This window comes from Cellulomonas algicola (assembly GCF_003851725.1).
In the GTDB taxonomy this organism is placed as follows: domain Bacteria; phylum Actinomycetota; class Actinomycetes; order Actinomycetales; family Cellulomonadaceae; genus Cellulomonas; species Cellulomonas algicola.
Window position 1 is genome coordinate 1 of sequence record NZ_BHYL01000008.1, and the last position, 13,362, is coordinate 13,362.

A 13,362-nucleotide genomic window follows, 5' to 3' on the forward strand; every position below is an offset into this window, starting at 1 on the left:
GGGCCAGGACGTGCGCGGTGCTCGCGTCGCCTGCCCGCGCGGCTCGGGGTCCGGCACCGGCCGCGACCGCGGGCGCGGCACCCGTGTCGAACCCGAACGCGGCACCGGCCCGGTCCCGTCCGGCCGGCTCCGCGCTCACCGCCGCCTCCGGGCGCGCGCGACGGGCCGGGCACCGCCGCGCCCGTCGCCGCTCGACGACGACCCGGACGCCGACCCCGGAGAGCCGTCGGGCGCGGACGGCGGGGGTGGCACGTGCCGGTGCACGCCCGTGTCGGTGCCCCCACCGTCGGTGTCCCGCAGGTCGACCGTGAGCGGCTGCTGCACGGGAGGTCCGAGGACGTCGCCGGGCACGGGCGTGAGGACGGGCACGTCGACGACGACGTCGATCGACGGCTTGAGCTCACCGCCGAGCGCGGACCAGACGTCCGCGAACCCGCGGTCCTCGGGCGGCGGCAGGCCGACGAACAGCGGGACGCGCGCACCCGCGGCGACGAGCCGCTCCTCGAGCACGCGCGCGGGGAGGGCGTCGAACCGCAGCAGGTGCACGAGCACCGCGTCGAGCAGCCGGTGCTCGTCCTCCGGGCGCTGCGTCCATGCGGTGACCAGGTAGGACAGCCGGAAGTGCCGCGGCGGCTGGAACCGGGTCTGCACCGCGCCCTCGACCCGGTTCTCGAGGAACCCGCGCGACCGTCGCCGCAGGTCCTCGCGCAGGTCGTACAGGTACATGTCGACCGTGGGTGCGTTGCGGCGCGCGGCCCAGTCCTTCGTCGGGGCGTCGAGCACGACCTCGACGGACGTGCTGTCCACCGCCTCACGGACCAGCGCGCGCAGCGCCTCGTCGACCGAGCCGATCACGCGGTCACCTCCGGAACAGGAAGTCGGGGGCGGCGACCGAGCTCGGGTTCACCAGCAGGTCGGTGTCGACCTCCCCGAACAGCGGACCGGGCGACGTGCCGGTCCCGACCAGGCGGCGCGGGCCGAGGATCGTGTCGGCGACGACGGGCACAGACGCCTGGAAGGACCCGTCGGCCAGCGGGACGTACGGGCCCGGTGCGCTCATGATCCCGGTGGACCACGAGAGCCGGACGGGCTCGCCGGGCGGGAACCAGCGGCCGTTGACGAACGCGACGCCGCCGGGCCGCAGCACGGTCGGCACGACGAGCAGCTCGGGCGCCCGCACCTCGACAGGTGCGCTCGCGGTGTCGTCGGCGGCGACGGGGTCGGGCGACGACGTGCCGACGACACCCGTGACGAGCCCGCTCTGCGGGGGACCGGTCACGGCCGCGGCGCGCAGGGTCGCCTCGACGACGCGTGGTGTGCCGGGCGCGACCGTCCCGAGCGCGCAGACGCCGGGACCGGACGTGCACGGGTCCCCGCCCGCCGTCGTCACGATCGCCGGGAAGGCCGTCGTGAGCGTGACGTCCTCGGCCGGCTGGGACCCGAGGTTCGTCACCGTGAACGTCGCGGTGCCCGGCAGCCCGCCGACCCACAGCGTGGGCGTGACCGCCACCGTCACGGACACGCCGGGCGCGGCCGGCGTGAGCGTCGCGGTGTTGTCGGTGACGTCCCGCTCGGGGCTCGTGCTCGTGACGACCGCGGTGATCGGCTCCGCCGTGGTCGCGGCGCCCCGGACCGGGACGGCGAGCGCGACGGGTGTCCCGCCCGGCGGCAGGGGAGTCGTGACGGGGCACGTCAGCTGCTGACCGGCGACGGTGCAGCCCGGCAGACCGGTCGTCGTCAGCCCGGGCGGCAGCTCGACGTCGACCTGCGCCGCGCGCACCAGGCCGGGACCGGCGTTGCTCACGGTCACGGTCAGCGTCGTCGAGCCGTCGGGCGCCGGCGCCGCCGCGAGCGTCACCGCGAGGTCGGCGTACGGCCGGTACGCGGGCTCGTCCTGGTTCCCCTGGGTGTCGGTGACGACCCGCAGGCCCGATCCGTCGGCGGCCGACACCGCCCAGATGCCGCGTTGCTTCGGCTGTCCCGCGCGGTGCGCGGAGAACGCGATCTCGGTGCCGTCGGGCGACCACGCCGGGTTGTCGGTGCCGTCGACGACCGGGCGGGGGGGCGTCGCGCTGCCGTCGTTGCGGATGCCCGTGAGGGCGACGGCGCTCTGCACGGGGGATCCGGTCCCGGTCGTGTCGAGGGTGAGGATCCCGATCCCGCCGAGCGCGACGGCGCCGGTGAGCGGCAGTCCTCCCAGGCCGAGGTTGCGGGTGCCCAGGTCGACGACCGCGAGGCGCGTTCCGTCGGGCGACAGGGCGGGGGAACGCCCCGCGACCACCTGCGGGCACGAGGCGGCGGGGAAGCAGGGGTCCCCCACGACGAACGGCTGCGCGGGCGCCGTGCCTGCCGCGTCGACCGACCAGATGGTCGTGGCCGTGACGGCGTACCGCTCGGGGGGCGGCACGTCCTCGCCACGGTCGTCGAGGAACCAGCGGCTGAAGAACAGGCGTGACCCGTCGGGCGTCCACGTCGGGTCGTGGTCCTCGAAGAGCAGCCCCTCGGCCCCCTCGGTGACCTGCGTGACCGTCGCGGGGCTCGTGGAGAGGTCGGCGACGTAGAGCAGGGTCGGCGCGTTGCCCGTCGGGTCGGGCGAGCGGGCGAACGCCACGCGCGTGCCGTCGGGCGACCACGCCGGCTCGGCGTCGAACGGACCGGCCGGGTAGTCGAGGACGGTCCCCGCGTTCTGGTCGGCCGGCGTGCTCCGGAGCACCTGCGAGAGGGTCCACCCGAAGGGCAGGGGCGCCGCGTTCTCCGAGGCGTACGCGAGCTCGTCCCCGGCCGGGTGGTACGCGGGCGACAGCTCGTGCAGCGGCTCGGGCGGCGGCGCGCTCGGCTCGTCGGGCGGCGGCTGCTCGGTGCGGTTCGCCAGGATCCGCAGGTCCCCGCTGCCGTCGGCGCGCACGTCGTGGATGTCGATGAGCCGCGGTGCGTCGGTGAAGGTCAGGTACGCCGCGGGCGTCTCGCCCTCGCCGCTCTCGAACACGGACCCCCAGGACGGGTGCGACTCGCTGCGCCCCAGCGTCGCGATCACGGGCTCCTGGAACTCGACGGTGATGCCGGCCTCGCTGTCGTCGAGGAACCCGACCCACACGTCGCCCGCGGGGTCCACCTCCCGGCTCGTCCAGGCCAGCCACGCGACGTCGTCGACCTGGCCGAACGTCGGCTCGGACGCCTGGACGCGGCCCGGGTACTCCTCGGTGCCGGCGCCGGGCGGGTAGAGGTCGACGACCGCGCCGTCGTTGCCCTCGAACAGGCTCGCGGGCTGCCCGTCCCTGCCGATGCCGACCAGCCCGAGGGAGCCGTCGGTGCGGAACTGCGAGGTGGTGAACGCGACGGTCGCGGCGGTGTCGCCCCACGGCGAGACCGTCGGCTGCGTCTCGGCGGCCGGTCCGCGGGTGAGCTGGACCGGCACGAGGGTGTCGGTCGACACCGACCACAGGTCGCCCAGCGGGTCGGACTCGGTGCTGCTGTAGACGATCCGGTCGCTGTCCGACGTCCACGCGGGCCACGTCTCGTCGGCCCCGCCCGTCGTCACCGCCTCGGCCTGGTCGCCGACCTCCTCGCACCAGTCGAGGTCGTCCGGGAAGGCGAGGTCGTCGATCGAGGCCCGGACGATCGACCACGTCCCGTCGCGCGTCGTGGCCCACGCGATCCACGTGCCGTCGGGCGAGAGCACGGGGTGCGACTCGACGGCCGCGTCGCACGTGATGCGGACGACCTGCGTCGGGAGGTCCTCGGTGGCCTCGTAGCGCACGTACACGTCGCCCTCGGGCAGGTGCCGCGCGCTGACGAACGCCGTCGGCGGCTGCGTCTCGAACCGGCCGCCGGGCCGGCCTCCCGGCTGCTGCACCGAGCCCTCGGCGTCGTAGCGGTGGTCCTGCTCGACGACGTCGTCGAACCCGATGTCCTCGACGTCGAGGTCGCCGAAGGCAGGCAGCACGGTCCGGCCGGCGACGGGAGGGGCGGCCGCGCCGAGCAGCCCACCGGCACCGCCGGGGCCGGCGGCGATCCCGCCGGGATCCTCGGGCTCGGGCTCCGGCTCAGGTTCGGGCTCGGGCTCGGGCGGGTCGCTGACGAGGACCGACATCAGGCGCTGCTCGGAGTCCGCGTACGCGAGCCGCGGCTCGGTGACGAGCGGTGTCGGCAGCGCCGCGGGCCGCGGCCCGACCCCCGACGCCGCGAGGACCGCCGAGGGCAGCACGACGGCGGCGACCAGCCCGGCCGTGAGTGCTCGGCGCACGACGCCTCCTCCTGCCCTCCGCGGTGCGGACCCCTCACGGTGCCGCCCGCCGCACGGCCCGAGCACCCGCGCCCGGTCAGCCGTCGGGGCAGCCGGAAGGTGCCGAAGGGGCAGCGGTCAGATGAGACCTTCGCGCAGCGCGTACGCCACGGCGTGCGACCGGTTGCGCAGCTGCAGGCGGGTCGTGACGTCGTGCAGCACGTTCTTCACGGTCCGCTCGGAGTACGCGAGGTGCTGCGCGATCTCCGAGGTGTCGTACCCGTCGGCGACGAGCCGCAGCACCTCGATCTCGCGCGACGCGAGCCCGGTGAACGTGAGCCCGCGCGGCCGCAGCACCTGCCGCTGCAGCGTGCCGACCTGGTCGAGCAGGCGTCCCAGCAGGTCGGGGGGCACGCTGCCCTCACCGGTGGCGGCGCCGCAGATCACGCGGACGAGCCGGTCGGGCGTGGCCTCGGCGCGGCGCACGAGCCCGAGCACGCCGGCCTCGACCGCGGTGACCACGTCGCCGTCCTCGAGGCGGCCCGCGACGAGCACGGCCTGCGCGGCGCTCTGCCGCCGCACCATCCTGACCAGGCGCAGCGCGTCGTCGTCCACCGAGTCCGCGATCACGACCGCGACCTGCGCGTTCGGTGCCTCCTCCGCGGGCACCACGCGCACCTCGGGCCGCGGCCGCAGCGCGCTCACCACCCCCGCCTCCGAGATCGGGTCCCTCGCGCTGACCCACACGGCCACCCTGTCCATCGTCGCCCCCTGCGCCGTGGCACCCGCTGCTCGGGTGCACTGACGGACAGCGTGCCGGGGCGCACTGATCGTGCAGTCAACAACGACTCAACGGGCAGCCGCGGTGCCCCCACGGCCGGGCCGGACGCCGTACCGCGCGCGCGTGCCCGCTCCTAGCGTCGCGAGCATGACGACGACGGCGAAGCTGGACTCGGCGCGTGTGGAGCTCAGCCCGGGCACCGAGGCGGTCGTCCCGCTGCAGATCCGGAACACGGGCGACGTGGTGGAGGGCTACCGCATCGAGGTGCTGGGCGCGCCCGCGGCGTGGACGACGGTCGAGCCGGCCGTCATCGAAGGCCTCTACCCGGGCACGACCACGACGGCGACCGTGCGGTTCGCACCGCCGCGGTCCGCGGCCGTGCCCGCGGGGACGCTCGACTTCGGCATCCGCGTCGTCCCGTTCGAGCACGTCGACGAGACCGTGATCCCCGAGGGCGTCGTCGAGGTCCTGCCGTTCCTCGACACCACCGCCGAGCTGCTGCCGCGCACGTCGCACGGCCGGAGCGGGGCGCGGCACCGCGTCGCGCTCGACAACCGCGGCAACGTCCCTGTGACGGTGTCGCTCACGGCCGCCGACGACAACGGCGCGCTCGCCTTCCGCGTGCGCCCGCAGATCCTCGCCGTGAACCCCGGCACCGTCGAGTTCGCCGACGTGCGCGTCAAGCCCGAGAAGCGGCTGTGGCGCGGCCCCGACGTCACGATGCCGTTCACGGTCACCGCCGCCGCGGAGAACACCACGCCGGTGCTGCTCGACGGCGCGCACGTGCAGGTCGCGACGATCCCCAAGTGGTTCTTCAAGGCCTTGCTCGCCCTGCTGCTCCTGCTCGCGCTGCTCGCGCTGCTGTGGTTCACGCTCCTGAAGCCCGTGATCGAGTCAGCCGCGAAGTCGTCGGTCGAGGACGAGGTCGCGCAGGCGCAGGAGGCCGCCGCCGCCGCGCAGCAGGCCGCGACCTCCGCGCAGCAGGCGTCGACCGGTGCCGGGCAGGCCGCCGCCGCGGCGCAGGAGCAGGTCGCGCAGATGGAGGACCTCACGCAGAACTTCCTGCCGCCGACCGAGATCCTCACGCCCACGACGCAGCGCATGACGGTGCAGACGCCGCCGTCCCCGACCGCGGTCGACGCCGACCCGTTCGTGGTGCCCGACGGCGGCACGTTCCGGCTCACCGACCTGGTCCTCAACAACCCGCAGGGCGACTTCGGCCGCCTGCTGCTCACCCAGACCCCCGCCGGCGGCGACCCCGCGGTGCTGTTCGACGTCGCGCTCGAGAACTTCCGCGACAACGACTTCCACTTCCAGACGCCGATCGTCCTGCCGTCCGGCACGGCCCTCACGATGTCGGTGATCTGCCGCGCGCCCGGGCAGCCGCAGAACGAGACGTCGCCGCCCACGCAGTGCGACGACGCGCTCGTCTTCAGCGGTCAGCTCGCCGTCCCCGCCCCGCCGCCCGCCCCCTGACCGTCCGCCCGCCGACCGCAGGCACACCGACCGCAGGCGTCCCGACCGCGGGCGCCCCGACCACAGGCACAGCGACCGCCCCAGCGGTCCGCCCGACGGGAGACCGCAGATGCCCATGGGTCCCGCGCTGCGCGTCGGCGACAGCGCCCTGTGCCCGCTGTTCGACGGCCCGAAGCCGCACGTCGGCGGCCCGATCACACCCGCGGCCGGCGTCATGACCGTCCTCATCGGCAACCAGCCGGCCGCCGTCGCCAACGCGATGCCCGGCGGCATCCCGTGCGTGTCGCCCGCGCCCAACGGCATCGCGATGGGCTCGCTGACGGTGCTGATCGGGAACTTCCCGGCGGCGCGCCTCGCCGACACGAGCATGCACGGCACCCCCGTCGTCCCGGGCCCGGGCTGCCCGACGGTGATCATCGGCGGCTGACCCGGCACCACCAGCCCCACCCGCCACCCTCGCCCGCCCGCCACCCTCGCCCGCCCGCCACCCTCGCCCGCCCGCCACCCTCGCCCGCGCCCACCCTGACCTCGGCGACCCGGGGCTGGGTACCGCAACCGGTCGATCTCCGGTACTCAGCGCCGGGTCGACGACAGCGAGGGCCCAGACCCGGCGTGGCGCGGCTCCGACCGTCGCTGAATCGGTCCGGGGCGTTGCGGTCCGGCGCGTGCGGGGGGATGGTGGCGGCCTGACGCGTCGACGAGGACGGGGGCCCTCGATGAACGGCATGCGCTCGCTCGTGGCCGTGGTGACGGGGGCCCTGGTCGCCGCGGGGCTGGTCGTGGCCGGTCCGCCACCCGCGACAGCCGCGGTCCCGGCGGGGTTCACGGAGTCGCTCGTCGCGAGCGTGCCGAACCCGTCCGCGATCGCGTTCACCGCCGACGGTCGCATGCTCGTCACGCAGCAGTCAGGGAGCCTGCGGGTGCGCACGGCCGCGGGCACGCTGCTCGCGACGCCCGCGCTGAACCTGTCGAGCCGTCTGTGCACCAACTCGGAGCGCGGCCTGCTGGGCGTCGCGACGGACCCCGACCCGACGACGCGCGCGATCTACCTCTTCTACACGGCGCGCACCGGCACGACGTGCCCGACGAGCCAGGGCGGCACCCCGGCCGGTGCACCGGTGAACCGGGTGTCGCGCTTCGTCCTCGGCGACGACAACGTGGTGGACCCGGCGAGCGAGACGGTCCTGCTCGACGGCATCGCGAGCCCGGCGGGCAACCACAACGCGGGCGACGTGCACGTCGGCAAGGACGGGTACCTCTACGTCTCGACGGGCGACGGGGGCTGCGACTACAAGGGCGACAGCGGCTGCGGCGGCAACAACGACGCGTCGCGGGACCGCAACGTGCTGAACGGCAAGATCCTGCGCGTCGACCGGACCACCGGCGCCCCGGCCCCGGGCAACCCCTTCCTCGGCACCGGGTCGGCGTCCTGCCGCCTGGCCCCTGCGGCGGCGGGGACCATCTGCCGCGAGACGTTCGCGTGGGGCCTGCGCAACCCGTTCCGGTTCGCGTTCGACCCGGACGCGAGCGGCACGGTCTTCCACGTCAACGACGTCGGCCAGAACGTGTGGGAGGAGATCGACCTCGGCGCGTCGGGCGCGGACTACGGCTGGCCGGTGCGCGAGGGGCACTGCGCCCAGACGGGATCGGCGACGAGCTGCGGCGGCGCGCTCCCGGCCGGGATGACGAACCCGATCCACGACTACGGCCGGAGCACGGGCTGCGGCTCGATCACGGGCGGCGCGTTCGTCCCCGACGGCGTCTGGCCCGCGGCGTACGAGGACGGGTACCTGTTCAGCGACTACAACTGCGGCAAGCTCATGATGCTCGAGGGCGGGGTGCGCACGGACGTCTCGACGGGCCTGGGCGCGGCCGTGCACCTCGAGTTCGGGCCGTGGTCGGGCAGCCAGGCGCTCTACTACACGACGTACGCGAACGGCGGAGAGATCCGGCGGCTCGCGTACACGGGCACCGCCAACCGCACGCCGACGGCGGCGCTCACCGCGTCCCCGACGAGCGGCGCGGCACCGCTGACCACGACGCTCGACGGCCGCGGCAGCAGCGACCCCGACGGCGGTACGCTCACCTACCTCTGGCAGTTCGGCGACGGGACGCCCGACGCGACGACCACGAGCCCGACCGTCCAGCACACCTACGCGGCGGGCACGTGGACCGCGACGCTGCGCGTGCGCGACCCGCAGGGCGCGACGTCGGCCGCGGTGACGACCCGGATCAGCTCGGGCAACACCGCGCCGACCGCGCAGATCACCTCGCCCGCCGCGGGGGCGACGTTCGTCGTCGGCCAGTCGTACACGCTGAGCGGCTCGGCGACCGACGCGCAGGACGGCACGGTGCCCGGGTCGCGCCTGTCGTGGACGGTCGTGCGCGTGCACGACCAGCACACGCACCCGTTCCTCGGCCCGGTGACCGGCACGTCGGTGTCGTTCGAGGCCCCCGGCCCCGAGGACCTCGCCGCGGCCGCGAACAGCCACCTGCGGATCGCGCTCACCGCGACGGACTCGCAGGGCGCGACGACGACCGTGACGCGCGACTTCCTGCCGCGCACGGTCGACGTGACGCTCGCGACGTCGCCCGCCGGACGCACGCTCACGGTCAACGGCCAGACGGTCACGGGCCCGACGACGCTCACGTCGTGGGCGGGCTTCGACCTGCGGCTCGCGGTGCCGTCGCAGCAGGACGCGCAGGGGCGCACCTACGAGCTCGACCGGTGGTCGGACGGCTCGACGGCCGCGAGCCGGACGTGGCGGACACCGTCCGCGGCGACGACGCTGACCGCGACGCTGGGGCTGCGCGGGCTCCGCGCGGTCTACTACGACGACGTCGACCTCACCGGCACGACGGTGACGCGCACCGACCCGAGCATCGCGTTCGACTGGGGTCTCGCGGCACCCGTGAGCGGCATCGGCGCGGACACGTTCTCGGTCCGGTGGAGCGGGTCGGTCGTGCCGCGGTACTCGCAGACGTACACGTTCGCGACGACGTCCGACGACGGCGTGCGGCTGTGGGTCGACGGGAGGCTGGTTATCGACCGGTGGACGAACCACTCCCGCCGCGTCGACACCGGGACGGTCACCCTGACCGCGGGGCAGTCGGTGCCGATCGTCCTCGAGTACTTCGACAACCTGCGGAACGCGGTCGCCGAGCTCCGCTGGTCGAGCACGTCGCAGACGTCGGAGATCGTCCCGACGACCCGCCTGCGCCCGTAGCGTCGCGCCGCCGACGCGCTGCGGGACGCGGGTCGCGGCCGCCCGGGGTGTGCGTCCGGGCTACCAGACGCCCAGGTGGTCCAGCAGGATCCGGACGCCGATGAGGATGAGGATCACGCCGCCGACGACCTCGGCCGGCCCGCGGAAGCGGACGCCGACGCGGTGCCCGATCAGGACCCCGGCGAGCGAGACGACGAGCGTCACGACACCGATGAGGACGGCGGCGCCGACGATCGGCACGTCGAGGAACGCGAACCCGATCCCGACGGCGAGCGCGTCGATGCTCGTGGCGACCGACAGCACGAGCAGCTCGCGCAGGCCGATGTGGTCCTCGTCGGGCTCGTCGTCGTCGCCCTGCGTGAACGCCTCGTAGAGCATCTTCCCGCCGATCACGGCGAGGAGCCCGAAGGCGATCCAGTGGTCGACCTCGGTGATGGAGTCGGCGAGCCGCACGCCCAGCAGCCAGCCGAGCAGCGGCATGAGGCCCTGGAACGCGCCGAAGGCGACGGCGATGGCGGCGGTGTCGCGGAACGACAGGCGGCGGATGTGCAGGCCCTTGCCGAGCGCGACGGCGAACGCGTCGGCGGACAGGCTGAGGGCGATCAGGAGCAGCGCCCAGGTCGACATCGTGGGACTTCCGGTCGGTCGGCGGCCGCGAGGCCGAGGGACGCGGCGGCGGCCCGGCGGTCGACCGTACGGGCCGCTCCGCGAACGGTGGTAGCCGAGCGCCTGTGAGAACGGTCTCGGAACTTCTGGTCGCGTGACCTGCGAAAACGGGGATCCGGGCGGCCGAACTCGCCTGCGCCCCGCGGACCGTGCTTACTATCTGCGCATGCATGCAGATATGCAGAGAGACGGCCTCGGCATCGACTCGCCCTACGTCGACCTCGTCGTCGAGGTGTTCTCCCTGCTCGCCGACCCCACGCGCGTCCGCATCGTCCTGGCCCTGCGCGAGCGCGAGCTGTCGGTCAACCACCTCGCCGACATCGTCGAGAAGTCGCCCACGTCCGTCTCCCAGCACCTCGCCAAGCTGCGCTGGGGACGCATCGTCAAGACCCGCCAGGAGGGCACGCGCGTCTTCTACTCGCTCGTCGACGAGCACGCCCGCACGCTCGTCACGCAGGCCGTCTACCAGGCGCAGCACGCGATCGAGGACGTCCCCGCCCACCACCGGAGCCACCCGACCTCGTGACCGCGCTCGCCCACCCCACGTTCCGCCGGCTGTTCACCGCCCAGGTCGTCTCCCTCGTCGGCACCGGGCTCGCGACCGTCGCGCTCGGGCTGCTCGCCTACGACGTCGCGGGCGACCGCGCGGGCCAGGTCCTCGGCACGGTCTTCGCGATCAAGATGGTCGCGTACGTCGTCGTCGCGCCCCTCGCCGCAGCCCTCGTCGTGCGCCTGCCTCGCCGCGCCGTGCTCGTGACCGCTGACGTCGTCCGCGCCGCCGCCGCGCTGTTCCTGCCGTTCGTCGACGCGACCTGGCAGGTCTACGTCCTCGTCCTCGTCCTGCAGGCCGCGTCCGCGACGCACACCCCGACCTGGCAGGCGCTCGTCCCCGACGTCCTGCCCGACGAGCGCGAGTACACGCAGGCCCTGTCGCTCGCCCGGCTCGCCGACGACCTCGAGATGGTCCTGTCGCCCGTGCTCGCCGCGGCGCTCCTGCTGCTCATCCCGTCGCACGCGCTCTTCGTCGGGACCGCGGTCGGGTTCGCCGCGTCGGCGGTCCTGGTCGCGACGGTCGCGATCGGGCGGCCGCGGGCGTCGACGGGCCGCGGCGACCCGGGGTTCGCCGAGCTGCCGCTCGGGGCCCGCGTGCGGCACGGCGCCGTGCTCCTCGTCCGGACCCCCGCGCTGCGACCCGTCCTCGCGCTCAACCTCGCGGTCGCGGCCGCGGGCGCGTTCGTCCTGGTCCAGACGGTCGTGATCGCGCGCTCGACGTTCGGGCAGGGCGACACCGCCGTCGCGCTGCTCCTCGCCGCGAACGGGGCCGGGTCGATGGTCGCGGCGCTCCTCGTGCCGCGCGTGCTGGCCCGGCTGCCCGACCGCACCGTGATGCTGGGCGGCGCCGCGGCTCTCACGGCCGCGACCGCGCTGGTCCCGCTCGCGCTGCGCGTGCCGTCGCCCGCCGGGCTCGTGCTCGTCGGCGCGATCTGGCTGGTCGTCGGCGCGGGGTGGGCCTGCGCCGAGGTCCCCGTCGGGCGGCTCGTCGTGCGTGACCTGCCCGAGGCCGACCGTCCCGCCGCCTTCGCCGCGCAGTTCTCGCTGTCCCACGCGTGCTGGCTCGTCACCTACCTCGTCGCCGGCTGGCTGGGCGCCGGCGGACTCACCGGCGCCGCCGTCGTGCTCGCCGTGGTGTGCGCGGGCGCGACCGTCGCCGCCACGGCGCTCTGGCCACGTCGGGCGTCGGTCGTCGTCGACGCGTAGCCCCGCGTCGCGCCAGTCCTCGTCGACGCGTAGCCCGGCGTCGCGTCGGTCCTCGTCGACCCGTAGCCCGGCGTCGCGTCGGTCCTCGTCGACCCGTAGCCCCGCGTCGCGCCGGGGCCGGGTGCGCGTGCGAGAGTGGGCGACGCCTCGTCCTCGACCCGTCGTCCGGCCCGCCGTCCCCCCGTCGTCCAGCCCCGGAGTGCACCGTGCAGCCCGTCCCCGACCAGACCGGCCGCACGTTCGTCGTGACCGGCGCCAACAGCGGCCTCGGCCGGGAGGCCGCCCAGCGGCTCGCCGCCGCGGGAGCGCACGTCGTCCTCACCGCGCGCGACGAGGCCAAGGGCACGACCGCCGTCGGCGAGATCCGCGCCGCCGTCCCCGGCGCGGACGTCGAGCTGCGGCTCCTCGACCTCGCCGACCTGTCGTCCGTCGCCGCGTTCGCCGACGCGCTCGCCCGCGACCTGCCGCACCTCGACGCGCTGCTCAACAACGCCGGCGTCATGGCGGTGCCGGACCGGCACGAGACCGTCGACGGCTTCGAGCTCCAGCTCGCGACCAACGCGCTCGGCCCGCTCGCGCTCACGAACCGCCTGCTGCCGCTCCTCCTGGCCGCACCCGCGCCGCGCGTCGTGTGGACCGGCAGCGGCGTCGCGCACGTCGGGCGCATCCGGTTCGACGACCTCCAGGGCCGTCGCCGCTACGGCGCGTGGCGCGCGTACGCGCAGTCCAAGCTCGCGGACGTCCTGCTCGCGCGGCACCTCGCGCACGTCGCCGACCGGCGTGGCTGGCCGCTGCTCTCGACCGTCACGCACCCGGGGTTCACGCGCACCAACCTGCAGACCGCGGGCGCGTCGCTCGGACGCGACAGCGCACCCCGGTCGCCGTTCGGCGAGCGCTCGCTGCTGCCGTCGATGTCGCCCGCCGAGGGCGTCGGGTCGCTGCTGCTCGCGGCGACCGGCGACGTCGCGCAGGGCGCCTACCTTGGGCCGTCGGGCATCTTCGGCATCGTCGGCCCGCCGGGACCCGCGCGGCTCTCGCGGCGGATGCGCGACGACGCGACCGCGGCACGGCTGTGGCACGTCGCCGAGGACCTCACGGGGACGTCGCTCCCGGACCGCTGAGCGGTCCCCCCGCGCGCCGGCGCCGAGCCCCGACGGCCCGTCGGGACCGCGCGCCGCGACCGGTCCGTGCCGGCGGCCGCACCCGCCCCGCCACCAGCTCGCGCTCACGCC

The 13,362-nt window shown here is 75.3% G+C and carries 10 protein-coding genes; 6 read left to right on the forward strand and 4 right to left on the reverse strand.

What is annotated here, in order from left to right:
• Positions 1–135: 135 nt before the first annotated feature.
• The 3 genes from CTKZ_RS00465 to CTKZ_RS00475 all read right to left on the reverse strand — a co-directional run bounded on the left by CTKZ_RS00465 (position 136) and on the right by CTKZ_RS00475 (position 4,984).
• Complete coding sequence (locus tag CTKZ_RS00465; RefSeq protein ID WP_124341079.1) at positions 136–855, reverse strand: Pvc16 family protein; 720 nt, start codon at positions 853–855, stop codon at positions 136–138.
• A gap of 4 nt (positions 856–859) precedes the next feature.
• The gene (locus tag CTKZ_RS00470; RefSeq protein WP_124341080.1) at positions 860–4,243 is read right to left on the reverse strand and encodes a DUF11 domain-containing protein; all 3,384 of its coding nucleotides are present in this window, start codon (positions 4,241–4,243) and stop codon (positions 860–862) included.
• Positions 4,244–4,360: 117 nt separating this feature from the next.
• Positions 4,361–4,984 carry a response regulator transcription factor gene (locus tag CTKZ_RS00475; RefSeq protein ID WP_124341081.1) on the reverse strand — a complete coding sequence of 208 codons (624 nt, stop codon included), beginning with the start codon at positions 4,982–4,984 and terminating at the stop codon, positions 4,361–4,363.
• Between the two features lie 166 nt (positions 4,985–5,150).
• Here CTKZ_RS00475 and CTKZ_RS00480 point away from each other — a divergent pair, with 166 nt between their 5' ends.
• The 3 genes from CTKZ_RS00480 to CTKZ_RS00490 all read left to right on the forward strand — a co-directional run bounded on the left by CTKZ_RS00480 (position 5,151) and on the right by CTKZ_RS00490 (position 9,706).
• A complete protein-coding gene (locus CTKZ_RS00480) occupies positions 5,151–6,479 on the forward strand; it encodes a COG1470 family protein (protein WP_124341082.1) in 1,329 nt (442 codons plus the stop codon).
• A gap of 109 nt (positions 6,480–6,588) precedes the next feature.
• Complete coding sequence (locus tag CTKZ_RS00485; protein ID WP_200829593.1) at positions 6,589–6,906, forward strand: PAAR domain-containing protein; 318 nt, start codon at positions 6,589–6,591, stop codon at positions 6,904–6,906.
• 289 nt (positions 6,907–7,195) lie between these two features.
• The gene (locus CTKZ_RS00490) at positions 7,196–9,706 is read left to right on the forward strand and encodes a PQQ-dependent sugar dehydrogenase (protein ID WP_124341083.1); all 2,511 of its coding nucleotides are present in this window, start codon (positions 7,196–7,198) and stop codon (positions 9,704–9,706) included.
• Positions 9,707–9,766: 60 nt separating this feature from the next.
• Here CTKZ_RS00490 and CTKZ_RS00495 read toward each other — a convergent pair whose 3' ends face one another.
• Positions 9,767–10,333, reverse strand: a complete 567-nt coding sequence (locus tag CTKZ_RS00495) for a manganese efflux pump MntP (protein WP_124341084.1) — start codon at positions 10,331–10,333, stop codon at positions 9,767–9,769.
• 205 nt (positions 10,334–10,538) lie between these two features.
• Between CTKZ_RS00495 and CTKZ_RS00500 the strand changes: the two genes are divergently transcribed.
• The 3 genes from CTKZ_RS00500 (at position 10,539) to CTKZ_RS00510 (ending at position 13,251) form a co-directional block, all read left to right on the forward strand.
• Positions 10,539–10,898 carry an ArsR/SmtB family transcription factor gene (locus CTKZ_RS00500; protein WP_124341085.1) on the forward strand — a complete coding sequence of 120 codons (360 nt, stop codon included), beginning with the start codon at positions 10,539–10,541 and terminating at the stop codon, positions 10,896–10,898.
• Positions 10,895–12,130, forward strand: a complete 1,236-nt coding sequence (locus CTKZ_RS00505) for an MFS transporter (RefSeq protein ID WP_124341086.1) — start codon at positions 10,895–10,897, stop codon at positions 12,128–12,130. The genes CTKZ_RS00500 and CTKZ_RS00505 overlap by 4 nt, the downstream gene beginning before the upstream one ends.
• A 206-nt stretch (positions 12,131–12,336) precedes the next feature.
• On the forward strand, positions 12,337–13,251 hold the full coding sequence (locus CTKZ_RS00510; protein ID WP_124341087.1) for an SDR family NAD(P)-dependent oxidoreductase: 915 nt from the start codon (positions 12,337–12,339) through the stop codon (positions 13,249–13,251).
• The last annotated feature ends 111 nt before the right edge of the window (positions 13,252–13,362 follow it).

What these genes read in the sequence shown, in the direction of transcription:
- CTKZ_RS00475 (WP_124341081.1), bottom strand. Translation starts at nt 4,984, where the DNA reads ATGGACAGGGTGGCCGTGTGGGTCAGCGCGAGGGACCCGATCTCGGAG.
- CTKZ_RS00480 (WP_124341082.1), top strand. Translation starts at nt 5,151, where the DNA reads ATGACGACGACGGCGAAGCTGGACTCGGCGCGTGTGGAGCTCAGCCCG.
- CTKZ_RS00485 (WP_200829593.1), top strand. Translation starts at nt 6,589, where the DNA reads ATGCCCATGGGTCCCGCGCTGCGCGTCGGCGACAGCGCCCTGTGCCCG.
- CTKZ_RS00490 (WP_124341083.1), top strand. Translation starts at nt 7,196, where the DNA reads ATGAACGGCATGCGCTCGCTCGTGGCCGTGGTGACGGGGGCCCTGGTC.
- CTKZ_RS00495 (WP_124341084.1), bottom strand. Translation starts at nt 10,333, where the DNA reads ATGTCGACCTGGGCGCTGCTCCTGATCGCCCTCAGCCTGTCCGCCGAC.
- CTKZ_RS00500 (WP_124341085.1), top strand. Translation starts at nt 10,539, where the DNA reads ATGCATGCAGATATGCAGAGAGACGGCCTCGGCATCGACTCGCCCTAC.